The 22978-nt window shown below is 62.5% G+C and carries 21 protein-coding genes and 1 pseudogene; 16 read left to right on the top strand and 6 right to left on the bottom strand.

The window, feature by feature from the left end; genetic code table 11:
• On the bottom strand, nt 1-154 hold a 154-nt coding region (locus tag NKI54_RS03295), incomplete at its 3' end, for a co-chaperone GroES (RefSeq protein ID WP_352690971.1).
• Nucleotides 155-1318: 1164 nt separating this feature from the next.
• Between NKI54_RS03295 and NKI54_RS03300 the strand changes: the two genes are divergently transcribed.
• Nucleotides 1319-1615, top strand: coding sequence for a hypothetical protein (locus NKI54_RS03300; RefSeq protein ID WP_352690701.1), 297 nt, complete (start codon nt 1319-1321; stop codon nt 1613-1615).
• Here NKI54_RS03300 and NKI54_RS03305 read toward each other — a convergent pair.
• Nucleotides 1499-2083 (bottom strand): hypothetical protein, encoded by a 585-nt coding sequence (locus NKI54_RS03305; RefSeq protein WP_352578176.1) that lies wholly within the window; start codon nt 2081-2083, stop codon nt 1499-1501. The genes NKI54_RS03300 and NKI54_RS03305 overlap by 117 nt on opposite strands.
• A gap of 892 nt (nt 2084-2975) precedes the next feature.
• Between NKI54_RS03305 and NKI54_RS03310 the strand changes: the two genes are divergently transcribed.
• Nucleotides 2976-3311, top strand: a complete 336-nt coding sequence (locus NKI54_RS03310) for a DUF982 domain-containing protein (protein ID WP_352690703.1) — start codon at nt 2976-2978, stop codon at nt 3309-3311.
• 64 nt (nt 3312-3375) lie between these two features.
• On the top strand, nt 3376-3624 hold the full coding sequence (locus tag NKI54_RS03315) for a DUF982 domain-containing protein (protein ID WP_352578178.1): 249 nt from the start codon (nt 3376-3378) through the stop codon (nt 3622-3624).
• Nucleotides 3625-4497: 873 nt separating this feature from the next.
• Here NKI54_RS03315 and NKI54_RS36455 read toward each other — a convergent pair.
• A complete protein-coding gene (locus NKI54_RS36455) occupies nt 4498-4770 on the bottom strand; it encodes a hypothetical protein (RefSeq protein ID WP_502898203.1) in 273 nt (90 codons plus the stop codon).
• Here NKI54_RS36455 and NKI54_RS03320 point away from each other — a divergent pair.
• Nucleotides 4660-5083 (top strand): annotated as a pseudogene (locus NKI54_RS03320) (ArdC-like ssDNA-binding domain-containing protein); the annotation flags it as partial. The gene NKI54_RS36455 and the pseudogene NKI54_RS03320 overlap by 111 nt on opposite strands.
• 353 nt (nt 5084-5436) lie before the next feature.
• Here the strand turns inward: NKI54_RS03320 and NKI54_RS03325 are convergent.
• Nucleotides 5437-6090, bottom strand: a complete 654-nt coding sequence (locus NKI54_RS03325) for a TetR/AcrR family transcriptional regulator (RefSeq protein ID WP_352517369.1) — start codon at nt 6088-6090, stop codon at nt 5437-5439.
• A 267-nt stretch (nt 6091-6357) separates the two neighbouring features.
• Here NKI54_RS03325 and NKI54_RS03330 point away from each other — a divergent pair, with 267 nt between their 5' ends.
• The 7 genes from NKI54_RS03330 to NKI54_RS03360 all read left to right on the top strand — a co-directional run bounded on the left by NKI54_RS03330 (nt 6358) and on the right by NKI54_RS03360 (nt 15189).
• Entirely contained in the window at nt 6358-7473 is a 1116-nt protein-coding gene (locus NKI54_RS03330) for a sugar ABC transporter substrate-binding protein (protein ID WP_352578179.1), read from the top strand.
• 68 nt (nt 7474-7541) lie between these two features.
• Nucleotides 7542-8507: an ABC transporter permease gene (locus NKI54_RS03335; protein WP_352496350.1), complete on the top strand. Its 966-nt coding sequence runs from the start codon at nt 7542-7544 to the stop codon at nt 8505-8507.
• An 8-nt stretch (nt 8508-8515) separates the two neighbouring features.
• Nucleotides 8516-10021 carry a sugar ABC transporter ATP-binding protein gene (locus NKI54_RS03340; protein ID WP_352690704.1) on the top strand — a complete coding sequence of 502 codons (1506 nt, stop codon included), beginning with the start codon at nt 8516-8518 and terminating at the stop codon, nt 10019-10021.
• A gap of 8 nt (nt 10022-10029) precedes the next feature.
• Nucleotides 10030-10971 (top strand): ABC transporter permease, encoded by a 942-nt coding sequence (locus tag NKI54_RS03345; protein ID WP_352496352.1) that lies wholly within the window; start codon nt 10030-10032, stop codon nt 10969-10971.
• Between the two features lie 10 nt (nt 10972-10981).
• On the top strand, nt 10982-12016 hold the full coding sequence (locus NKI54_RS03350; RefSeq protein ID WP_352642358.1) for a zinc-dependent alcohol dehydrogenase: 1035 nt from the start codon (nt 10982-10984) through the stop codon (nt 12014-12016).
• 24 nt (nt 12017-12040) lie between these two features.
• Complete coding sequence (locus tag NKI54_RS03355; RefSeq protein ID WP_352690705.1) at nt 12041-13537, top strand: aldehyde dehydrogenase family protein; 1497 nt, start codon at nt 12041-12043, stop codon at nt 13535-13537.
• Complete coding sequence (locus NKI54_RS03360) at nt 13537-15189, top strand: GMC family oxidoreductase (RefSeq protein ID WP_352642356.1); 1653 nt, start codon at nt 13537-13539, stop codon at nt 15187-15189. Before NKI54_RS03355 ends, NKI54_RS03360 begins: the two co-directional genes overlap by 1 nt.
• A 51-nt stretch (nt 15190-15240) precedes the next feature.
• Here the strand turns inward: NKI54_RS03360 and NKI54_RS03365 are convergent, their stop codons facing one another.
• Nucleotides 15241-16059, bottom strand: a complete 819-nt coding sequence (locus tag NKI54_RS03365; RefSeq protein ID WP_352496356.1) for an aldo/keto reductase — start codon at nt 16057-16059, stop codon at nt 15241-15243.
• 138 nt (nt 16060-16197) lie between these two features.
• On the opposite strand from NKI54_RS03365, the gene NKI54_RS03370 reads away from it, so the two are divergent.
• The 3 genes from NKI54_RS03370 to NKI54_RS03380 are packed head-to-tail and all read left to right on the top strand — an operon-like array spanning nt 16198 to nt 19839.
• Nucleotides 16198-17769 carry an acyl CoA:acetate/3-ketoacid CoA transferase gene (locus NKI54_RS03370; RefSeq protein ID WP_352690707.1) on the top strand — a complete coding sequence of 524 codons (1572 nt, stop codon included), beginning with the start codon at nt 16198-16200 and terminating at the stop codon, nt 17767-17769.
• Nucleotides 17766-18539 (top strand): enoyl-CoA hydratase/isomerase family protein, encoded by a 774-nt coding sequence (locus tag NKI54_RS03375; RefSeq protein ID WP_352690709.1) that lies wholly within the window; start codon nt 17766-17768, stop codon nt 18537-18539. Before NKI54_RS03370 ends, NKI54_RS03375 begins: the two co-directional genes overlap by 4 nt.
• A gap of 40 nt (nt 18540-18579) precedes the next feature.
• A complete protein-coding gene (locus tag NKI54_RS03380; RefSeq protein ID WP_352642352.1) occupies nt 18580-19839 on the top strand; it encodes a glycerate kinase type-2 family protein in 1260 nt (419 codons plus the stop codon).
• Nucleotides 19840-19881: 42 nt separating this feature from the next.
• Here NKI54_RS03380 and NKI54_RS03385 read toward each other — a convergent pair whose 3' ends face one another.
• Complete coding sequence (locus NKI54_RS03385; RefSeq protein WP_352578185.1) at nt 19882-20898, bottom strand: aldo/keto reductase; 1017 nt, start codon at nt 20896-20898, stop codon at nt 19882-19884.
• A 156-nt stretch (nt 20899-21054) separates the two neighbouring features.
• Between NKI54_RS03385 and NKI54_RS03390 the strand changes: the two genes are divergently transcribed.
• A complete protein-coding gene (locus NKI54_RS03390) occupies nt 21055-22197 on the top strand; it encodes an acyl-CoA dehydrogenase family protein (RefSeq protein WP_352642349.1) in 1143 nt (380 codons plus the stop codon).
• A complete protein-coding gene (locus NKI54_RS03395; protein WP_352690710.1) occupies nt 22194-22973 on the top strand; it encodes a 3-ketoacyl-ACP reductase in 780 nt (259 codons plus the stop codon). The genes NKI54_RS03390 and NKI54_RS03395 overlap by 4 nt, the downstream gene beginning before the upstream one ends.
• Nucleotides 22974-22978: the final 5 nt, after the last annotated feature.

The raw sequence follows: 22978 nt of genomic DNA on the forward strand, positions 1-22978 counted from the left end.
CACGGGCGCCGGAACCGACGGCGATGATCTCGCCTTCCTGCGGCTTTTCCTTCGCCGTATCGGGGATGATGATCCCGCCGGCGGTCTTCGCTTCGGACTCGACCCGGCGAACGACCACGCGGTCATGCAGCGGCCGGAAATTCGACTTTGCCATTTTTGGATTTCCCTGGTGCGGATGTTGAACGGTTCTCCGTTGCCGGAGCGTGGTTAGCACTCACCAGAAGCGAGTGCTAACGCGGCAGTGAGATAGGCCGTAGGCTCCTGCTAGTCAAGACGGAAGAGGGACGGGCGAAGAGCAAAAGAGCGTGGAAGCACCGAGCCTTTTACGTGAACGACGTCGGAGATAGGACATGGATGAGGCGGCTCACCATTTGTAATTGAAGGCTTTATTCATTTGGCACGATCGGTGCAGCGGATGATCCGCAAACGTTTGACGGGTCACTCGCTGGCGCTCGGTCGGATCATAAATGCCGAGCACCCCGTTCCGAGACCACCTTTGACTTCCGTCATTCGATGCAGACGCGCGGAATCGGCCCGATCTTTGCGGCGTAGAGCCAGAGGCCGGCCGCCAGGTCCCAGGCCGGTTGGCTCCAATCGCGCTAGGTCGTGTGGATCAGGTTTGTCCACACCACTTAGCTTAGCTAGGGGCGACAATATGCCATCGAAGAAGAAATGGCGCAGGTATTGGGTATCGATCCGTCGGAGCACCCAATCCCGCCCGCAACGCGGTTCGCAGCCATCTCGACCGATTGGTGGACTCCTGACTGCGGGATCTAAGGAGCTTTTCCTAGCCTATAGCTAAATTGAAAGACGCCGGACCCCCGATCGAGCCAACCGCGACCCAACCTACTGGACTCCAGAGCGAATAGAGCGCGTGCGGCTCGAGCGACTTGAGAGGAAAAGGAAATGGCGCCTCGGCATGACTGACTCCGACTGCCTGAGCGCCGGCATCGCCTTTCAGTGCGCGCAAGGGGAGCGTTCCGGTGGCCAATGCTGCTGTTGGAACGGAGCAGGTGGGTTGTTCTAGCAACACGGTTGAGTGTCCGGGGTGCCAACAATGAACAAATGCGCAGGAACACTCGATCCGCGCCTTCGGCAGGCCTGCCTACAACCTGTGCAAGTGCACAGGTAGCGAAGGTGCGCGCGTTCAAGCACGTTTGAGTGTCGGCGCAATTTCCATGCCGAGGTTATATAGACGCCCGAGAGCCGTGGCGCACTGGCAGAAGACGGCTGGACACCTTTGACTTCGCATCAACCTTGACGAAACTCTTCCCTGGAGTTGGATACCTGTCACCGTGACCTACGCCGAGGCCGCTTGATGCCGACAATAACCCACGTCTTCACAATCGACCACGTTTCGCAAATGATCGGGGAGGATCTCGAGCTCCTTCAGGCGATCGTCAGCAACGATGACAATCTCAGCTCTGGCAGTATCATCAGTGTCCATGACAGTACGGAGAAGGCAATAACCGCTCTCACCGACGACGGCATTGACGAGCTAACACAGATGCTTACCCATGCTCGCCGCTCGGCCGAAAAGTGGAGCGACTTCCTCGATGACTTCGTCTCGGATCCCGACAGCATCGCGCGCATCAAGGCGAGGTCTTCGGCGTAAGACCGACGGCTGCGGCAAAGTTGAGGACAAGCCGATCAATATGGTTAACTTTGCCGCCACCTCGTCCAGAGTAGCGGTAAGCCGGTTTATCTGCGAGGCGGTTGCAGCCAGCTCCGGGCCGTAACGGGTCACGAGATATTCCCGGTTCTGGCTGAGGGAGTGAAGATGTTGGGCGGTTTTCGCGCGAAGGCGCAGCCTCGCTTCCAAGGCGAGTTCCGTGCGCGCCGACAGATCGTGCTGCATTTTGCGGATCTGATTGGGGCTGTGCCCACGGTGGAGCAAAAGCGCGGTCAGATAGAGTTCGATCGCATGGATTGCCGACAATCTGAACGGCGCTCGAGTGAGCGGCTTGCCTGGCCGGCCGAGCCGAAGCAGCAGGGTTGCCGCCTTGCGGTACTCTTCCGCAAGCTCGTGGATCTGCAGCGGGAAGGCTAGCTCTCCTGGGTATTTTCGTTCTTCAATCTCCATTCATGCAATTAAAATGCCACGCAGAAGTTTTGGTAAAGAGCGAACAATCGTATTCTTCGGCACTTTCCATTTCTTGGCATCGCTATCGCAATTCCGAGCAAGACCTGCGGCAGTGGGGATCTGCGTCGACGCGACCGCAGTGGTTCTCGACGGATGAGAAGGGCGCATGCCGCGCCTGGCTTATCGATGCCTCGCGGATCGGCGCGGGAAGAGATCAGGTGGGCGTCTCCCTGCGGGCCGGGCTGCGGGCTTCGCTGAAGCCGGCCTGCGGTCGTCTTCACCCCTTCGGGCACGCATCCCTGACGCACCCGCTGCCGCAGCCCCGGCGCTTGGCCTGGCTTGAGTAGGGATAAAGCGCCTTACCTCGTTACCGAGGCGGTTTCTTCATCTCCGCTGCGAACCCCGGCGTGCGCGTTTTACCGCATCCGCCTCTCCATGCGTGACTTCGACTACGGGCCGAGGGTGCCTGGTAGCATTCCAGGGGCTGGTTCAATCCATTCCCAGGCGCGGGCGCCGTGCGCATACCGCAGGCGTTTTGTGTCGGCGAACTTGGCGAGTTTTCTTCTATGCAATCTGCATCACTGACCGGGTTGAGCTCGTCAATGAGGTAGGCAAGGATTCGAGCTTCCCTCGGCTGGGGTGTCGATCCCGCCGCAAAGGAACTGCAACTTGCCGTTCGAATGCAGAGCATACCGAACGAAGCGGAGAGAACCGGCCACCGCTTGACCATTGAGAGCGCCTTGAGATGCTTCGGCCAATGGCCGATGGCATCACGCCCGCGTTTCCCTCTTGAAGCGTCATCGCGCCGACAACACTTTGTGCGACGATCGGCGGGCGCCGATGTGGCCCCTGCCTCACGTGAACTGGCTGTTCAGCAGGTCGGGAGGAACAAATGAAGGCCGAGGCTTTCAGCAGCCCCATTTTCGTGAAGCGCTCCACCTACATCGTGCAAGAGATTGCAAGTCTTGCCGAAGCCATCGATCTTCTCGATGAATGGCCGCCAGATCGCAGAGATCGTGCCCACGAAACTGCCCTTAGGACGTGCCATGATGCCTACGATGGGCACAAGCCTGTAGGTGCGGCGCGTAACGCCGCTTTACGACTTTGCAAAGCAGGTTGGCATATTAGAGGATGCGACCTCTGCGATGCAGTGGATTGCTGCCTGCAAAGCGGGCACCGCAAAAGTCTAATCCTATTCGCCGATGCGACTGGGGCCAGGCGCGAGTAACATTCGGTTTAGCATTCGGCCTGTCGCCGCAGACTGGCTGTCAAGGAGGGAAGGGGGAGGGGAGATGGCCGGCTCGAGCAGATTCGAAAGGCCAGTCATTGTGCAGGTCGGCCGCCATGGCTCAGAGCGTATCGTGCTCGACGTCAATGACGCCGCCGCTATCTTGCTGCGGGATATTGGTCGTCAGACCGAGAAGAGTAGGATAGCAATGGACGTGTGTCTGCAGGTGCTGCGTGGGAAGGCTCGGTCGCCAGCTGCTCGAGGCGCTTTCGTCGTGGCCGCACTCGAAGCAAAGATACTGCGCGGCGATTAAACCGAGCTCTGGCACGGGTCATCTCCTCGGCCTCTCGCTGCCTGGTACAGCCGTCGGATATGACCCATCCGAGCGCGGCAAGGGAGTTTGAAGCGCGTCGTCGCCGTGCTCGCGAGCGACCCGCAAGCCCAAGCGATAGGCCAACTGGCCAACTGCGCTGCGCCCTCGGCTCGCGTTGCCGCCTATCCTGTTTGCGGATTGAGACGCATACTTCCTGGAGCGCCGGACAGCAGACTTTCTATTCGTTGGAGGCTGAGCGGGAGCCGGCGCAGCGCTGCGGTCCGATCCGGCGTGGAGAGCGCGGGCGGGGCTTGGCTTCTCAACTAAAGCACCGGCCCAAACTAAACTCATCACATACCGTCGCTATGTTATGGCAGCTGCACCATATCCCGCTTTCGCCGGCAAGGGGCTCGGAACGAAACTCCGGAGTAGCCGGGAACGGTCGAATCTGGCGCAAAGGTGTGGACGGAATCAGGCCGGCGTCACCACGGCTTCCTCAATGACGCCGTGATGAACTTATCCTACGGCATAGTCAGGAGCTCCTCGTCAGCGCGATGATCACCGCTCGGCACCATTCCCAGAACGTTCAAAGCAAATGTAGCCCTGCAAGTCGCTCTTGAGCGATATGCCGGTCAGGGCGATTTGATAGCTGCTTCAGGCCATCGCTTCGCGATGCGGTTTTGTTTTGTGTTGCCAGCCCCCGCTCGCGGGGTGGGCGACGCTCCTTTCTAAGCCCGCTGCGGCGTGCCGCAATGCCTGCTTGGCTCACATTCTCCACTCCGTTGCGGCCCTCCGGGTGCGGCCCGCCTCGTTCAGCGGGCCAAGCCAGTCGCTTTCTGCCGCCCACCCCACTCACGGGTAAGGCGCGGGAGATTAGCGACCGGAAACGAAGATCATGCGCAGACCGGCAAGCGTGGTGCCCGTGGCGAAGTGGGCGGGAACAAGAACGAGGCTCCAAGGGCGAGCCTTTATTGCGAGATCACCGACCGCATCATCGCAGATCTGGAGCGGGGCTCGCTGCCTTGAGTCAAACCCTTGGGGCAGCGCCAAATCAGCTCTTGGCTTGCCGAAGAATGCCGCCACCGGTCGCAACGTTCCGGCATCAACATCCTGATCCTGTGGGGCGCGCTGATCGAGCGCGGCCACCCCGGCCAGAACTGGCTCACCTTCCGGCAGGCGCTTTCGCTTGCGGCAATGTCGAAAAGGCGAGCACGGCTCGACTATCGTTCATGCCGATCGCTTCATCCCGAAGAACGAGAAGGAACGCGCTAGAAAAGAAGACACCGAGCCGCAGGCGGTGCCCTTCCTCAAGCGTTTCACCGTCTTCAATGTCGCGCAGTGCGAGGGCCTGCCCGAGCAGTTTTACACCCAGTCTGAGCCGCTGCCCAAACGCGAAATCATCCCGCAGGCCGAGGCGTTCATCGCTCCCAGCGGCGCAGAAATTCGCATCGGCGGCAATCGCGCCTTCTACACGCCGGGCGGCGACTTCATCCAACTGCCGCCGCAGCCCGTTTGTTTGCCGAGGCCTCGCGGACAAGCGACAGGCAAGGTACGCGTTCAACCCAAATCCCTCCCTGGCCGAGCAGTTCGCCATACTGGCGGCATGACAGCGGCGGGTCTCGACCACCTTCATGACGCAGAAAAACTTTGCAACACAACCCATCCGCCGCCGCCAGCACCTGCTTGCGTGTCGCTTCGGAGGGTCGGCCGGTTCCCGAAAGCACGTAAGATGCCGTTGCGACCGACGCCTGCCACCGCCGCGACTTCCTTGATTCCGGACCGTTTCAGGGAATGTGCCGCCGGCCGGTAACGTCAAGCGGCAACGAGCCGCATGATCGTATCGATATTGAACTGGATGCGCTGCTCCAGGGCGTCCTTGGCCATCAGGTCCCGCTCGTAGATGATCGAACCGGTGAAGCGGTTTGTCAGGTAGTAGTAGCCGACGGCCGCGATGGTGATGTTGAGCTGCACGGGATCGATGCCGTCGCGGAGGACGCCCGCCTTCACCCCGCGCTCAAGGATGCTCGAGACCAAGTTCACGAGCTTCCTGCTGGAGACCTTGACGATCTCCGACTTTTTCAGGTGCTTGGCTCGATGCAGATTTTCGCTGTTGACGAGCGTCAGAAATTCCGGGTTCTTCAGGTAGTATTCCCAGGTGAAGCGCACCAGTTTTTCGAGCGCTGCCTTCGGGTCAAGATCTTCTAGGTGCAGCTTCTGCTCGGCGTTGCGAATATCGAGATAGGCCTCTTCGAGAATGGTCTGGAACAGGCCCTCCTTGCTCTCGAAATAGTGGTAGATCATGCGCTTGTTGGCCTTCGCCTTCTCTGCGATGTCGTCGACGCGCGCCCCACCCAAGCCTTTCTTTGCAAATTCTTTTTTTGCCGCCTCGAGGATGCGCGCTTTGGTGGCTTCCGCGTCGCGGATGCGCGGTTTTCGTCCCGGTTTTTCGTTTCGTTCGCCCGTCATGTTTTGCGCCTGCCCTCTGCCGCGGTCGGGATTTCTTCCCTGCAACTCATACACGCGCGTCGCCGTCCGTCACAGCCGTTCGACGCGATTGCTTGTCTTGATCATACTGAAACCGCTTGACTTGGGCAAACTAAAAGAAGTAACTGGTTAGTGCGTTAAATGGCGTAGGTCACGCCGGAGCGCCTCGCCCGAAGGCAAGGCTCTCCTGTCGACAGCAGCGCTAGTCGTGACGCGCGAAGCGTTTCAATCGAAGATTGGGAGGAACCAATGTCGACCTTTATCAAGGATTTCATCGAGCGCGAAACGGTCAGCCGTCGCAATTTTCTGTTCGCAGCTGCGGCCGGCATGGGCGCGGCTGCCGTGCCGGGACTATTCGGTGGCGGCATCGCACGCGCCGCGCTGACAGACCCGGCGATTGCCTGGAGCTACCGCGACCGCGCCTCGGCATACTGGAACTCTGTCGTCTCCGGCGGCGAGGCCTTCGTGGAGTCGCTCGGCAAGCCGAAGAGCACACTCATCAGCCTTATCAACGAGGGCTCGACGGAAAAGTCGCTCGCTGACATCAAGGCCTTCCTTGCCAAGAACAATGGCAATTGCGCCATTGCCTGCGATGCCAATGACAGCCCGAACGCCCGTCCGGTCGTCGAGGCCGTTCAAGCTGCCGGCGCCTATGTGTCGACGATCTGGAACAAGACCGACGACCTGCACCCCTGGGACATCGGCGACAACTATGTCTCGCACATGACCTGGTCGGACGAAAAGCCGGCGGAAGAAACCGCCCGCATCCTCTTCAAAGCCATGGGCGGTGAGGGTGGCGTGGTCCATCTCGGCGGCATCGCAGCCAACAATCCGGCCGTCGAGCGCCTCAACGGCCTCAAGAACGCACTGAAGGACTTCCCGAAGGTCGAGCTGCTCGATGCCGAGCCGGCCGACTGGGACACACAGAAGGGCGCGGCACTGATGGCCTCGTTCCTGACGCGCTACGGTGACAAGATCAAGGGCGTGCATTGCGCCAATGACAACATAGCCTACGGCGTCATCGAGGCGCTGCGTGCCGAGGGCATCGAGAACATGCCGATCGTCGCCTATGACGGCAATCCGGAAGCCGTGCAGATGGTCATGGATGGTCAGCTACTCGCCACCGTCTTCACCAATCCGCATTGGGGCGGCGGCATCAGCGCTGCACTCGCCTACCATGCCGCCATCGGCACCTTCAAACCTTCCGAGGAGCCGAAGGAGCATCGCGAATTCTATGGCCCGACGATTCTCGTTACGGCCAAGGACGCGGCGGAATTCAAGGCGAAGTACCTGGATTCCGTGCCGACCTACGACTGGAAGGACTTCTGGGGCCCGTCGAACGGTCAGATCCAGTACAAGTCCTGACCATAGGCAGGGCGGCAGCCGTACGCTGCCGCCACATCTCCTGCGAAACCATTAGAGGGGTGTCTGACGTGACACGTCGCCTTTCGCGCGAAACCTTGATCAAGTGGGCGCCGCTACTGGTGCTGATCGCGCTGCTGATCTTTTTCACCGCACTCAACCCGACCTTCTTTTCCTTGCGGAACTTTGCCCGTATCGCGATCGCGGCGGCCCCGGCGCTCATGGTCGCCGTCGGCGTCACCTTCATCATCGTCATGGGTTCGATCGACCTTTCCATGGAGGGAACGGTCTCGCTCACGGCGGTCTCCTTCGCCTTCATCTTCGCCCAGCTTGGCGGCACGCTCGCCGGCTTCGGCTGGATAGCCATTCCGCTTGTGCTCGTGCTCGGCGGCATGCTCGGGCTCTTGAACGGGCTGGTGCATGTGAAACTGAAGATCCCGTCCTTCATGGCAAGCCTCGCCATGGGCTTTGTCGGCACCGGTGCCGCGATCCTGCTGACCGGCGGTGATATCGTGAAGGTCAGCGATGCCACCTTCCGCGGCCTGCTCACGGTGCGCTGGCTCGGCTTCCCGCTGATGGTCTATGTCGCGGCCCTCTTCCTGTTCGTCGGCAGGTTCATCCAAACCCACACGACGCTCGGCCGCAATTTCTACGCTGTCGGCGGCGGCGAGGACCTCGCTCACGCCTCGGGCCTCAACGTCACCCGCGTCCGCGTCACCGGCTTTGCGCTCGCCGGCGTCTTCTACGCCATCGCCGCGATCCTCGTCGTCGCCCGCATCGGGCAGGCGGAATCTGTGACGGGCGCAAACTTCATGTTCGTCTCCATCACCTCTGTGGTCGTCGGCGGCGTGGCGCTCTGGGGCGGCATCGGCGGCGTGTGGAACGCGCTCGTCGGCGTTCTTATCGTCAACGTCATCGACAACGGCATGGTCGTCATCGGTCTGCCCGATTTCCTCCAGGACGGAGTGCTGGGCCTTCTCGTCATTCTTGCGGTGGTGCTTTCCACCGACCGCAAGATGGTTTCCTTCGTTAAGTGAGGAGCGCCATGTACGAGCTGAAAGCCGTCGACAAGAAATTCCCCGGCGTCCACGCGCTGAAGTCTATCAATTTCCACATCAAGCGCGGTGAGATCGTCGGTCTCGTCGGTGAGAACGGCGCCGGCAAATCCACGCTGATGAAGGTCATCTACGGCGCCTACCAGCCGGATGGCGGCCAGGTCCTTATCAACGGCGCGTCCGTTCGCTTCGCCAATCCGCGCCAGGCGATGGAAAAGGGCATCGGGATGGTGTTCCAGGAACAATCCCTGATCCCGAACCTCTCTGTCATGGAGAACATCTTTCTCGGCTACGAGCGCCAGTTCGTCCGCTTCGGCGTGGTCGACTGGAAGGCGATGGCGAGCGCGGCCAAGGCGCAGCTCGCCAAGGTGAAGCTCGACATCGACCCGCTGACGGTGACCTCGAAACTCTCCTTCGCCCAGCGCCAGCTTGTCGAACTCGCCAAGGTTCTGACACTGGAGGAGCGGGTGAAGGGCGACCTCGTCATCCTGCTCGACGAGCCGACCTCGGTTCTATCGAAGGAAGAGGTCGAGCTGCTCTTCAAGCTTGTGCGGGAGCTGACGACGCGCGCCTCCTTCATCTTCGTTTCGCATCGCATGGAAGAGGTGATGGAGCTCTCCGACCGCATCTATGTCATGAAGGACGGCGAGGTGGTCGACGTGGTAGAGCGGGGCGGCGCGACGGCGGAGGCCATCCAGCACAAGATGGTCGGCCGCAACGTCGACAAGCAATATTACCGAGAACACCTGCAGAAGCCGTTCGATGGCTCGAAGGTGCTGGTCGAGATGGCGGCCGTCGGACTGCCGGGCAGCATCCAGGATATCTCGTTCAAAGTGCATGCCGGTGAAGTCCTGTGTCTCGTCGGCACGGAAGGTTCCGGGCGCGAGGCGATCCTGCGCACGATCTACGGCATGCTGACGCCGGCGACCGGCCGTCTCAAGATCAAGGGCGCTGACGCCACAGGCTATTCGCCGCGCCAGTCGGTCGCCCATGGGGTCGGCTATGTGCCGCGCGAACGCAAGATCGAAGGCATCGTCGCCGGCATGAACGTCTACGAGAACATGACGCTCTCGCAGATGCGGAACCATTCGAGCGGGGGGGTACTGCGCGTTAACGAGGAGCGGGCGCTGGCGCGCGACTGGATCAAGAAACTCTCGATCAAGGCACATTCGGAATTTGCCGATTGCGGCAATCTCTCGGGCGGCAATCAGCAGAAGGTCGTGCTGGCCAAATGGCGTTCCGCCGGCTCCGACATCATGTTGCTCGACCACCCGACGCGCGGCCTCGACATCGGCGCGAAGGAAGACGTCTACGACATGATCCGCGCGATGGGCGCGGCAGGCGTCGGCATCGTGCTCGTCGCCGATACGCTGGAAGAAGGGATCGGCCTGTCGCACACCATCATCGTCGTCAAGGACGGGCGCATCCAGAAGCAATTCGCCTGTAAGCCGGGCGCCAAGCCCACGCCCTTCGACCTGCTGCACCATATGATCTGAGGGAAGAGATGGATATTCAGCGCCTCAAACCGCACCTACCCTGGATCACGCTGGTCGTGCTCGTCGCGATCGTCGGCGTCAACGATCCCGGCTTCCTGCGCCCTTCGAACCTACTCGGCATCGCCGGGGATATCGTGCCGCTCTTCATCATGGCGCTCGGGCTCACCTTTGCTATCTATATCGGGGGCATCGATCTTTCGGCCCAGTCCATGGCGAACATGGTGACGGTCGTCGCCTCGGTATATCTCGCCTCCATGGGGGCGTGGGTCGCCGTGCTGTGCGTGCTTGCCGGCTTCCTGCTCGGCATGCTCTCCGGTTATGTGACGACGCGGCTTTTCGTGCCGTCCTTCATCTCCACGCTCGCTGTCGGCGGTGTCGCCTTTTCTATTGCGCAATGGCTCTCCGGGCAGCGCGCACTCAACATGGATGCCACACAGCGCAACGAGACCTTCGGCTGGATGATCGGCCGCACCTGGGGCGTGCCGCATGAGCTGCTGATTGCCGCGGCCCTCGTCGCGATCTGCCTCTTCATCGAGCGACGCACGACGCTTGGCCGTGCCCTGAAGGCCGTCGGTGCCGGCGAACTCGCGGCCGCGGCCTCAGGCCTCAATGTCGCCCGCTACAAGATTCTTGCTTTCGCGATCTCGGGCGCACTCGCCGCCATTGCCGGCCTCCTCTTTGCGGTAAAGCTTTCGGGCGGTGCGCCGACGATCGCCAACGGCTTCCTGCTGCCGGCCATCGTTGCGGTGCTCGTCGGTGGTACGCCGCTGACAGGTGGCGTCGGCGGTGTCGTCAACACCGTGGTCGGTACGCTCATTGTTGCCGTCATCCGCGCCTCGATGCTCTATTTCGAGATCGACGCGACGCGCCAGCAGATGGTTTTCGGCGTCGTGCTGATCGTCGCCATCGCGCTGACCATCGACCGCGCAAAGCTGCGCACCGTGAAGTGAGGATCTGGCCATGAGCACCATGCGCGCCGCTGTCCTCACTGCGCCGAAGCGCTTCGAACTCCGCGACGTTCCGGTGCCGTCCGTCGGGCCGGATGATGTACTGGTGCGGGTAACGCGCACAGGCATTTGCGGCACGGATATCCATATCTTCAACGGCCACTACGCCGCTGACCAGTTGCCGCTGATCCCCGGCCATGAGTTCTGCGGCACGATTGCTGAGATGGGCACCAATGTGCGCCATCTGGCGCCTGGTACGCGCGTGGTCGTCGACATTAATATCGGCTGCGGCACATGCTTCTGGTGCCGGCGTAATGAGGTGTTGAACTGCGCCGAGGTCACCCAGGTCGGCATCGGCAGGGATGGGGCTTTCGCCGAATTCGTCGCCGTGCCCGCGCGCCTCGCGATCCCCGTTGAGGCTAACATCGCTGACGAAGTTCTCGTCCTCACCGAGCCGGTCGCCTGCGTCGTCCGCGCCGCGCGCAAGGCGAGGGCGACCTTCGGCCAGTCGGTCGTAATCTTCGGCGCAGGGCCGATCGGCAATCTTCATGTGCAGATGATGCGGCTCGTCGGCGCGGCCCCCATTATCGTCGCCGATCTGTCCGCCGAGCGCTCCCGGATGGCTCTCGAAGCCGGCGCGGATGCGGCGGTGTCCGATCCGGCCGAGCTCAAGAAAACCGTGCTGCGGATGACCGGCGGACGCGGCGCGGATCTGGTGGTCGAAAGCGTCGGCAACAGAAAGCTCTATGAACAGGCTTTCGACCTGACGCGCCGCGGCGGGCACATCGCCTTCTTCGGCATCACGTCGCGGGGCGAGACGGTCCCCCTCGATATCCTCCGCACGGTTCTGGAGGAGACGAGCCTCAAGGGCTCCGTCGCGGGCATGGGAGAGGATATGCATGACGCATTGACCCTTCTATCGCATGGCCGGTTCCGCACGGATGATTTCACCAAGGCGAGCTACTCCCTGGAGAATATCCAGGCGGCTTTCGACACCCTCGGGGAACGGCCGCACGACCTGAAGACGCAAATCGCCATTGCGGCGTAAGACCTATCGAAGTGGAGGTATCCCGTGGACCAGAAAAACCCGTTCCTTTCTGCCCCGGCCGCAGCGCGCACCTTCGGCTTTTTCGTCGATGGCGAGTGGAAAGACGGCGCGCAATACTTCGAACGCACGTCGCCCGGCCACGGCACGCCTGTCACGCGCACGGTTCGTTGCACGGTCGATGATCTGAACGCCGCCGTCGCCGCGGCGCGCCGCGCCTTCGAAGATCGCCGCTGGGCTGGCCTTTCGGGTGCGGCCCGCGGAAGCGTCCTGTTGCGCGTTGCTGAAATCTTGCGCCGCCGTCGCGACGAAATCGCCTATTGGGAGGCGCTGGAAAACGGCAAGCCGATCTCCCAAGCGCGAGGTGAAATCGATCACTGCATCGCCTGCTTCCAAACGGGCGCCGGTGCGGCGCGCATGCTGCACGGAGACAGCTTCAACTCGCTCGGCGACGATCTCTTCGGCATGGTGCTGCGCGAGCCGATCGGCGTCGTCGGCCTCATCACGCCCTGGAACTTCCCGTTCCTGATCCTCTGCGAGCGCGTGCCCTTCATCCTCGCCTCTGGCTGCACGATGATCGTGAAGCCGTCGGAAGTCACCGCTGCAACGACGCTGCTGCTCGCCGAAGTGCTGGCGGAAGCGGGCCTTCCGGCCGGTGTCTACAACGTCATCACCGGTGCCGGCCGCAGGATTGGCCAGGCGCTGTCCGAGCATCCTGACGTCGACATGCTGTCCTTCACCGGCTCGACAGCCGTCGGCCGCTCCTGCGTCCACGCGGCAGCCGACAGCAACTTCAAGAAGCTCGGCCTGGAGCTTGGCGGCAAGAACCCCATCATCGTCTTCGCCGATGCCGATCTGGAAGACGCCGCCGACGGCGCGGCCTTCGGCATCAGCTGTAACACCGGGCAATGCTGCGTCTCCTCCTCGCGCCTGATCGTCGAGCGCTCCATCGCCGCCGAATTCGAAAAGCTGCTCGTCGAAAAAATGAAGAAGATCCGCGTCGGCGATCCGCTGGACGAGGCGACTCAGGTCGGGGCCATTACGACAGAGGCGCAGAACGCCACGATCCTCGACTACATCGCGAAGGGCAAGGCTGAGGGCGCAAAACTTCTCACCGGCGGCGGGCCGATCAATCTTGGTCGCGGCCAGTATATCGCGCCGACGCTCTTCTCCGGCGTTTCATGCGACATGGTCATCGCCCGCGACGAGATTTTCGGCCCCGTGCTGTGCTCCATGCATTTCGATACGTTGGAAGAAGCCATCAAGCTTGCCAATGACACGGTTTACGGTCTTGCGGCGAGCGTCTGGACGAAGAATATCGACAAGGCACTGATGGTGAGCCGCCGGGTTCGCGCCGGGCGCTTCTGGGTCAACACGATCATGGCCGGCGGTCCCGAAATGCCGCTCGGCGGCTTCAAGCAGTCCGGCTGGGGCCGAGAGGCCGGGATGTATGGGGTAGAGGAATATACGCAGGTGAAGTCCGTTCATGTCGAGATCGGCAAGCGCACGCATTGGATCGCATGATGGCCGCTGGCTATGACTATGTGATCGTCGGCGGCGGTACCTCCGGGTGCGTGCTGGCGGCGCGGCTTTCGGAAAACCCGTCCGCGCGAGTGTGCCTCATCGAGGCGGGCGGGCGCGATACCAATCCGCTCATCCACATGCCCGTTGGCTTCGCTAAGATGACGACGGGGCCGCTCACTTGGGGCCTGAAGACCGCGCCCCAGAAGCACGCCAACAACCGTGAGATCCTTTACGCGCAGGCCAAGGTGCTCGGGGGCGGGTCGTCGATCAATGCCGAGGTTTTCACGCGTGGTGTGCCCGCCGATTATGATCGCTGGGTCGAGGAAGGCGCGGAAGGGTGGGGCTTCAAGGACATCCAGAAATATTTCCTGCGATCGGAGGGCAATTCGATCCTCTCCGGTGCCTGGCATGGAACGGATGGCCCGCTCGGCGTCTCCAACATCCCCGAGCCGCAACGCATGACGCGCGCCTTCGTGCAGAGCTGCCAGGAGTTCGGCATTCCCTACAATCCGGATTTCAATGGCCCGGTGCAGGAGGGGGCGGGCGTCTACCAGACGACGACGCGCGACAACCGGCGCTGCTCGGCGGCCGTCGGCTATCTGCGTCCAGCCCTGAAGCGTCCGAACCTGACGGTCGTCACCGGTGCGCTTGTCCTGCGCATTGTCTTCGAGGGACTCCGTGCGGTGGGCGTCGACTATGAGGCCGGCGGCTACCGCACGACGGCGCGGGCGGAAAGCGAAGTGATTCTTACCTCTGGCGCCATCGGCACGCCGAAGCTGATGATGCTCTCCGGCGTCGGGCCGGCCGATGCGCTCAACAGCCACGGCATCGAGGTGGTGCAGGACATGGCCGGCGTAGGGCAGAACCTCCAGGACCATTTTGGCGTCGACATCGTCGCGGAACTGAAGAACCACGATAGCCTCGACAAATACAACAAGTTGCACTGGTCGATCTGGGCAGGCATTCAGTACACACTCTTCAAGTCCGGCCCCATCACCTCCAACCTCGTGGAGGGTGGGGCGTTCTGGTATGGCGACAAGGCGAGCCGCATCACCTCCAACGTCGTGCAGGGTGGGGCGTTCTGGTATGGCGACGAGGCGAGCCCGACCCCGGACCTGCAGTTCCACTTCCTTGCGGGCGCGGGGGCGGAGGCAGGCGTACCGAGCGTGCCGAAGGGCGCGTCCGGCATCACGCTCAACTCCTATACGCTTCGGCCAAAGTCGCGCGGAACCGTGACCTTGCGCTCGGCCGATCCGCGCGCCTTGCCCGTTATCGATCCGAACTTCCTCGGCGACCCCGACGATGTAAGGATTTCCGCTGAAGGCGTGAAGATCAGTCAGGAAATCTTTGGCCAGCCTTCCCTGCAGAAATGCATCAAAACGTTGCATTTTCCCGATAGAAACGTGCGCACGCAGGAAGACTATGTCGCCTATGCGCGTCAATACGGGCGTACCTCCTATCACCCCACCTGCACCTGCAAGATGGGGCGGGACGAGATGTCGGTGGTCGACCCGCAACTGCGCGTCCACGGCCTCGATGGCATCCGCATCTGCGACAGTTCCATCATGCCGAGCCTCGTCGGCTCCAATACCAATGCGGTGACTATCATGATCGGCGAAAAGGCATCGGACATGATCCGCGGCAATGCTTGATCGATCGAGGCGTCTCAAGCAAAAGGGCGGCCTTGCGGCCGCCCTTTTGCGTCAGTCCCATTGGGGGACCCAGGGCAGTTGCCCCGGCTTGACAATGCGGTAACCGGTCGCGTTCAGGGCGTCGATCCTGTCCATGTCGATGGACGACAGCGTGAAATCCATGATGTCGAAATTCCCCCGGATGTTTTCCGGCTTAGTCGACATCGTGTTGAGCGGCACACCCTTCTGGAGAGTCCAGCGCAGCACGACCTGTGCAGCAGATTTTCCGTAGGTTTTGCCGATCTCGGCGAAAAGACGGTGCTTGAACACTTCGCCGCGGGCGATGGACGCGTAGGAGGAAAGCGGGATGCCCGTCTCCGATGCGGCGGCGAGGAGCTTCTGCTGGTTGACCAGCGGGTGAAACTCCACTTGGTTGGTGACGAGCGGTCCTTCGACCACGGCGCGCGCCACATGCATCATGCGTGCGGTATAGTTCGAGACGCCGATGGTATCCGTAAGACCCCTGTCCCGGGCGGATTGCAGGAGGCGCAGGGATGGCGCGACGTCACCGTCTGCCGGCGGCCAGTGCAGGAGAAGCGCATCGAGGCGATCGATCTGCAATGACTTCAGGCTGGCCTCGACCGAGGGCAGGAATTTTTCTTCTGAATAGTTGTCCGGATGCACCTTCGTGGTAATGCAGAGCTCTTCCCGCGCGACGCTGCAGACTGCGAGTGCCGCACCCGTATCGGCCTCATTGCCGTACATCTGCGCCGTATCGAACGCTCGGTAACCGGCGCCGATGGCGGCAGCGATCGCGTGTCTGAGGTCGTTTCCCTTCAGCGGAAAGGTGCCGAAGCCGCGCTGAAAGCTCTTCTGGAAATAGATGTTCATGCCTCCTCCTTGGCTGTCTGGGAGCATCGATGGCGCCATGCGCGTCGACGCGAAAAACCTGCTTGCCTGATTGCGCAGGCCGTGTTTAATCTATAACTAGTTAGTTACTTAATGCAATGCGGAACGGAGGTGAAGTCGATGAAGAAGGTAAAGACGGCGGAGGAGGCGGCCCAACTCGTCAGGGATGGTGCGGTCGTTGCAGTCAACTCTTCGTCGGGCCTGTGTTGCCCTGAGGCCGTTCTCAAGGCGCTAGGCGAACGCTTTGATCGCGAAGGCCATCCGCGCGGTCTCACCTCCATTCACCCGATCGCGGCCGGCGACTTCTTTGGCACCCGTGGTGTTGACCACATCGCCAAGCCGGGCATGCTGAAGAAGATCATCGGCGGCTCCTATCCCTCGGGGCCAAGCAATGCCGAGCCGCCGCTGGTCTGGCAGATGATCCTCAAGGAGGAGCTCGCCGCCTGGAACGTGCCCTCCGGCATCGTCTTCGACATGCTCCGGGAGGGCGCCGCCAAGCGTCCGGGCGTGCTCACCAAGGTCGGCATGGAGACCTTCGTCGATCCCGATCAGGAAGGCTGCGCGATGAATGCGAGTGCGCGCGCCGAGCCGATCGTTCAGCGGGTTTCGTTCGCGGGAGAGGACTGGCTGCATTTCCCGGCGCTTCGCCCCGATGTTGCGATCATCCGTGCGACGACCTCCGACGAGAAGGGCAACCTCACCTTCGAACAGGAGGGTGCGACTCTCGGCGCTATGGAAATGGCGCTGGCCGCCCGCAATTCCGGCGGTCTGGTCATAGCGCAGGTCAAGCGGGTGGCGGCCAGCGGCACCCTGCGGCCCCATGACGTGCGCGTCCCCGGCATCCTCGTCGACGTCATCGTCGAGGCGCCCGATCAATTGCAGACGACGGCGACGCCCTATGACCCGGCGATTTCCGGCGAGCTCTTCCGGCCGCTCGAAACCTTCCGCCTGCCGGCCCTCGATGTTGGCAAGGTCATCGCCCGCCGCGTGGCGCGGGAACTGCAGGATGGCTGGGCCGTCAATATCGGCTTCGGCATTTCGGCCAACGTGCCGCGCATCCTCATCGAGGAGGGGCTGCACGGCAAAATCACCTGGGTGATCGAGCAGGGCGCCGTCGGCGGCGTGCCGCTTCTCGATTTCAAGTTCGGCTGTGCCTCCAACGCCGAGGCCTTCGTCGCCTCGCCCCATCAGTTCTGTTACTTCCAGGCGGGCGGCTTCGACTGCTCGCTCCTGTCCTTCCTGGAAATCGACGCCGAGGGCTCGGTCAATGTCAGCCGCCTGGCGGCAACGCCACACCGCACCGCTGGCGCCGGCGGTTTTGTCGATATCACGTCGCGTGCGAAAAAAATCGTCTTCTCCGGCAATTTCAATGCAGGCGCCAAGATGCACATCGAGGACGGCCGGTTGGTGATCGACATGGAGGGCCGCATCGCCAAGTTCGTGCCAAAAGTTGATCAGGTCAGTTTTTCTGGCAAGCGCGCCCGCGCGCAGGGGCAGGAGATCACATGTGTCACGGAGCGCTGCGTAATAGAGCTTGATACGCACGGACTTGTGATAACAGAGATCGCCCCCGGCCTCGACCTTCAGCGTGACGTCCTCGACCAGGCGGCGACGCCGTTACGCGTCTCGCAGACGCTCAGGGTGATGGACGATGCGCTATTCCGCGCTGGCACCATGGGGCTGGCGCTGTGAGCGATCCGCGCATCGAACTCCGAATCGAGGGACACCTTGCGCGGCTCACCCTGCGACGGCCGGAAAAGCTGAACGCGATCGACGAGGACATGGTCGATGCGCTGTTGCGGGCCTGCCGTACCATCGAGCGCTCGGATGCCCGAGTTGCGATCCTGTCGGGAGAGGGCGGCAGGTCCTTTTGCGCGGGGGGCGATATCGAGGCGTGGAGCAGCCTCGACGCCGACACGTTCTCGCGCCGCTGGCTGCGCGACGGACACGGCGCCTTCGATGCGCTGGCCCGCCTCACGGTTCCACTGATCGCGGTGCTGAACGGCCACGCGCTCGGCGGCGGGCTGGAGCTTGCTGCCTGCGCGGACCTGCGTATCGCCGAAGTGCATGTGAAGATCGGCCAGCCGGAGGCCGGCCTCGGCATCATTCCCGGCTGGTCCGGCACGCAGCGCGCCTCGCGCCGCTTCGGCACGCAGCTTGTCCGCCGCATGGCGCTTTTTGGCGAAGTCTACTCAGCTGATGAGGCCATCGCGCTCGGGCTCGTTGATCAGGTCGTGCCCACGGGCGAGGGTGGCGCCGCCGCACAGGCCGCCGCGGCCCGCGTGCTGAAGCGATCTCCAAGGGCGACAGAATTGACGAAGATGCTGATCAATGCCGCCGAGCACGAGGAGAGCGAACGGGTCGTAGAGGCCTTGGCCGGCGCGGTGGCGGCTGCATCCGAAGATCTCACGGAAGGGCTGGCGGCCCACAGGCAGAAGCGGCCGGCGCGTTTCGACAGATAGCTTTCGGTCATCGCATACTCCTGATCCGTTTGGCGGTCTCATGAAGCCTGAAGACAAAGATTTTCTCGCACAACTCTTTCGCGCAGCGATCGAAGCCGCGGCTCCCGAAAAGGCCTTAAGCACATATCTACCGACCCGACCCAAAGGAAAGACCGTCGTCATCGGCGCGGGCAAGGGCGCCGCGCAGCTTGCCGCGGCTTTCGAAAGGCTGTGGGATGGCCCACTGGAAGGGGTTGTGGTGACGCGTTATGGCTATTCGGCGGCCTGCCAGAGGATCCGTGTGCTGGAGGCTGCCCATCCCGTTCCGGATGTTGCAGGGCTTGAAGCGTCTCAATCGCTTTTCGACGCTGTAAAGGGGCTTGGTGAGAATGATCTCGTCGTGGCGCTGATCTGTGGCGGCGGGTCCGCCCTGCTCCCAGCCCCGCCCGGCGATCTCACGCTGAAGGATGAAGCCGCTCTAAACAGCGCGCTGCTGGCGGGCGGTGCGCCGATTTCCGTCATGAACGCTATTCGCAAGCAGGTCTCCGGCATTAAGGGTGGGCGGCTCGCCGCCGCATGTCATCCTGCAAGGGTTGTGACGCTCGTTGTCTCCGATGTGCCTGGCGACGACCCGGCGCAGGTCGCCAGTGGACCGACCGTGCCGGATGCAAGCAATCGCAAAGAGGCGCGCGCACTGGTCAAGACATGGGGTGTCAAGCTGCCCGAGCGGATCCTGGCTTGGCTTGATGAAGACGTGGGCCAGCCGCCATCGCCTCATGACTCAGCCTTTGCCAGTCATGAGGTCCACATCATCGCTTCTGCACGCCTCTCACTGGAGGCTGCCGCGCAACGGTCGGAGGCGCTCGGCGTGCCCGCCGTCATTCTATCGGACTGCATAGAGGGGGAGGCACGCGACGTCGCGGGTGTTCACGCCGCTATCGCTCGCGAGGTCGCCAGCCGTGACCGCCCGTTCTTGCGTCCCGTCGTCATCCTCTCCGGCGGAGAAACGACGGTGACGATCAAGGGACGTGGCAAGGGTGGACGCAACACGGAGTTTTTGTTGTCGCTCGCGCTCGCAGGCGAAGGTGTGCCGTTTGCAGCACTTGCCGCCGATACGGATGGTATCGATGGCTCAGAGGACAATGCGGGGGCCTTTGCCGACGGCGCCAGCATGGGGCGCCTGCGGGAACTGGGGGCGGATCCTGCCGCACTGCTTGCCGGCAACGACGCCTGGACGGCGTTTCATCGTTTGGGCGACCTGTTCGTGCCCGGCCCGACAGGAACCAATGTCAATGACTTCAGGGCAATCCTGATCCGTTAGAGGTTGCCCGCGCCGCTTGTTGCAGCGCGGGCTGATGCGAGCTCAGCCCGGAACGGGTGCGTCCTCGCGCAATAGGCCCTGCCTCTTGAGATCCGCCCAGAACTCTGCCGGGATCGGATGGGAGAACCAGGCAAGGTTCTGGTCAAGCTGTTCGACCGTGCGCGTGCCCGCCATGAAAGAGGGTACGGCAGGATGGGCGAGCACGAATTGCAGTGCGGCGGCGGCCAGCGGCACGCCATGCGCCGCACAGACCACCTCGATCTTCGCGACCTTTTCCAGGATGTCGCGCGGCGCCGGCGCGTAATTGTACTTCGCCCCTTCCTTCGCGCCGGTGGCAAGGATTCCCGAATTGAAGCCGCCGCCCACGACGACCGCCGCGCCACGTGCCTCGCACAGCGGAAGGAACGCGTCGAGCGCGTCCTGTTCGAGGAGGGTGTAGCGGCCGGCCAGCAGGAAGCAGTCGAAATCGTGACGGCGGAGGGCCTCATGGCAGACCTGCCATTCGTTGACGCCGACGCCGATCGCCTTCACGACCTTTTCCGAGCGCAGCCGCTCCAGCGCGCGCCAGGCGCCGTCCATCGCCTGCTCGAACACTTCCGGCTGCTCGCTCCCGCGTGTGAAAACGTCGATGTCATGGATGAAACACATGTCCATCCGCTCCAACCCCAGCCGCTGCAGGCTGTCCTCGAAGGCGCGCATCGTGCCGTCGTAACTGTAGTCGAAATGCATGGTGAAGGGCGCAGCATTCGTCCACGGCGCAAAATCGATGGTGTCGCGCCGGGCCGGTCGCAGCAGGCGCCCGACCTTGGAGGAGAGGACGAAATCGTCTCGCTCCTTCCAGCGCAGGGCGTGGCTCGTGCGCAGTTCGGCAAGCCCGTGGCCATACATCGGCGCGGTGTCGAAGAACCGTACGCCGGCGGCCCATGCGCGTTCGAACATATCCCCGGCTGTGGCTTCGTCGATCTCGCGGAAAATGTTGCCGAGGGGCGCGGTCCCAAAGCCGAACGTCGTGACGTCAAGTTCTGTTCGGCCGAATTTCCTCTTTTCGCCAGGGTGCATGCCTCTCCTCCATAAGTAACCAGTTGGTGAATAAATAAGCACGGACCAAACGCCTGTGCAAGCAGCTTTCTTCCCAGTCTCCGATTTTTCCGACTTGACGTCTTGAGACTGGGGAATGTATATAACCGGATAGTTACTAAGTGGGAGTCGAGGGCCATGTATCTCACTGAAACGCAGGAGCAGGTGCGAGAGATGGCGCGCGCCTTTGCCGACGAAATGATCCGGCCCGTGGCCGAGGAATTGGACCGCGAGGAACGCTTCCCGACGGCTCTTTACGACGAAATGGCAAAGCTCGGCCTATTCGGCATAGGCGTGCCGGAAGCCCTCGGCGGGCCGGGCTTCGACACGCTGACCTATGCCCTTGTGATGGAGGAGTTGAGCCGCGGATATGCTTCCGTCGCCGACCAGTGCGGCCTGGTCGAACTGATCTCAAGCCTGTTGGTGCGCCACGGCACTGAAAGCCAGCAGGCCCTGCTGCCGGAAATACTCGGCATGCGCTCGAAGGTCGCCTACTGCATCACCGAGCCGGAGGCGGGCACTGATGTTTCGGGCATCCGCACGACGGCCGAGCGCGACGGCGACGGCTGGCGTTTGAACGGCGGCAAGATCTGGATCCACAATGCGCCGGTGGCCGACTACGGTTTCGTGCTGGCGCGAACCGACAAGCAAGCCGGCAATCGCGGCATGTCGATCTTCATCGTCGACCTGCATGCGGCCGGCGTCGAGAAGGGGCCGAAGGAGCACAAGATGGGCCAGCGCGCCAGCCAGGTCGGCGCGCTGAACTTCACCGATGTGCGCCTTCGGGCAGATGCCCTGCTCGGCACCGAGGGGCGCGGTTTCCACATGATGATGTCGGTCCTCGACAAGGGGCGCGTCGGCATTGCGTCACTCGCCGTCGGTATCGCACAGGCCGGCCTGGAGGCCGCCCTCGACTATGCCGGGACGCGCAAACAGTTCGGCAAGGCGATCGCCGACTTCCAGGGCGTGCAATGGCTTCTGGCCGACATGGCGAAGGACATCGAGGCCGCACGCCTGCTCGTCCATTCTGCCGCTTCGAAAATCGACAGCGGCGCGGATGCGACCAAAGCCTGCTCCATCGCCAAGTGCTTTGCCGGCGACATGGCTGTACAGCGTACCGCCGATGCCGTGCAGGTCTTTGGCGGATCCGGCTATATCCGCGGCTTCGAGGTGGAGCGGCTCTACCGCGATGCAAAGATCACACAGATCTATGAAGGCACGAACCAGATCCAGCGCATGATCATCGCGCGCGAACTCCTGAAGAAAGGCGCTAGGGCATGAGCGCCGCGTCCGCCCGGCCGGTCGCGCTCGTCACCGGCTCCTCGCGCGGCATCGGCCTTGCCGTTGCTGAAGCTCTGGCGAAGGAAGGATTTGCGGTCGCCGTCAACGGGCCGGCTGAGGACGCCGAACTTGCCGCCGCGGTCCATCGCGTCGCCGCCCATGGCGTCCCCGTCGTCGCCGCCGCGTTCGATGTCGCTGCGATCGGCGGTCACGGTGCGGCGATCGATGCGGTCGAGGAAAAGCTCGGGCCGCTTACCACGCTCGTCAACAATGCCGGTGTCGGCGTGCTCAAGCGCGGAGACATGATGGAGGTCTCCGAGGAGAGCTGGGACCGGTGTTTTGCCGTCAACACGAAGGCTATGTTCTTCCTGAGCCAGGCATTCGCGCGTCGTCTGCTTGCACGCGCGCGGCCGCCACTCTTCCGTTCGATCGTCAATGTCACGTCTTCGAATGCGGTCGCGGTGGCGGAGCAGCGCTCGGAATACTGCGCCTCGAAGGCCGCCGCCGCCATGGTCTCCAAGACTCTCGCCGTCCGTCTCGGGCGCGAGAACATTGCCGTCTATGACGTCCAGCCGGGCCTGATTGCCACCGAGATGACCGCGCCGGTTATCGAGGCCTATCGCGAACGGGCCGCGCAGGGCCTCACGCTTTTCCCGCGTGTCGGCGAGCCGGAGGAGGTCGGTGCGCTGATTGCCTCGCTTGCGACTGGCAGGCTTCCGTACACAACCGGACTGTCGATCTCAGCCGATGCCGGCATGCTCGTCCCGCGCTTCTGAGGTTT

The sequence above is a fragment of the Mesorhizobium sp. M0663 genome (assembly GCF_040320585.1).
GTDB lineage: Bacteria > Pseudomonadota > Alphaproteobacteria > Rhizobiales > Rhizobiaceae > Mesorhizobium.

Coding starts and splice junctions, on each gene's coding strand:
- NKI54_RS03300 (WP_352690701.1), top strand. CDS start 1,319: ATGCCGACAATAACCCACGTCTTCACAATCGACCACGTTTCGCAAATG.
- NKI54_RS03305 (WP_352578176.1), bottom strand. CDS start 2,083: ATGGAGATTGAAGAACGAAAATACCCAGGAGAGCTAGCCTTCCCGCTG.
- NKI54_RS03310 (WP_352690703.1), top strand. CDS start 2,976: ATGAAGGCCGAGGCTTTCAGCAGCCCCATTTTCGTGAAGCGCTCCACC.
- NKI54_RS03315 (WP_352578178.1), top strand. CDS start 3,376: ATGGCCGGCTCGAGCAGATTCGAAAGGCCAGTCATTGTGCAGGTCGGC.
- NKI54_RS03325 (WP_352517369.1), bottom strand. CDS start 6,090: ATGACGGGCGAACGAAACGAAAAACCGGGACGAAAACCGCGCATCCGC.
- NKI54_RS03330 (WP_352578179.1), top strand. CDS start 6,358: ATGTCGACCTTTATCAAGGATTTCATCGAGCGCGAAACGGTCAGCCGT.
- NKI54_RS03340 (WP_352690704.1), top strand. CDS start 8,516: ATGTACGAGCTGAAAGCCGTCGACAAGAAATTCCCCGGCGTCCACGCG.
- NKI54_RS03345 (WP_352496352.1), top strand. CDS start 10,030: ATGGATATTCAGCGCCTCAAACCGCACCTACCCTGGATCACGCTGGTC.
- NKI54_RS03350 (WP_352642358.1), top strand. CDS start 10,982: ATGAGCACCATGCGCGCCGCTGTCCTCACTGCGCCGAAGCGCTTCGAA.
- NKI54_RS03360 (WP_352642356.1), top strand. CDS start 13,537: ATGGCCGCTGGCTATGACTATGTGATCGTCGGCGGCGGTACCTCCGGG.
- NKI54_RS03365 (WP_352496356.1), bottom strand. CDS start 16,059: ATGAACATCTATTTCCAGAAGAGCTTTCAGCGCGGCTTCGGCACCTTT.
- NKI54_RS03370 (WP_352690707.1), top strand. CDS start 16,198: ATGAAGAAGGTAAAGACGGCGGAGGAGGCGGCCCAACTCGTCAGGGAT.
- NKI54_RS03380 (WP_352642352.1), top strand. CDS start 18,580: ATGAAGCCTGAAGACAAAGATTTTCTCGCACAACTCTTTCGCGCAGCG.
- NKI54_RS03385 (WP_352578185.1), bottom strand. CDS start 20,898: ATGCACCCTGGCGAAAAGAGGAAATTCGGCCGAACAGAACTTGACGTC.
- NKI54_RS03390 (WP_352642349.1), top strand. CDS start 21,055: ATGTATCTCACTGAAACGCAGGAGCAGGTGCGAGAGATGGCGCGCGCC.
- NKI54_RS03395 (WP_352690710.1), top strand. CDS start 22,194: ATGAGCGCCGCGTCCGCCCGGCCGGTCGCGCTCGTCACCGGCTCCTCG.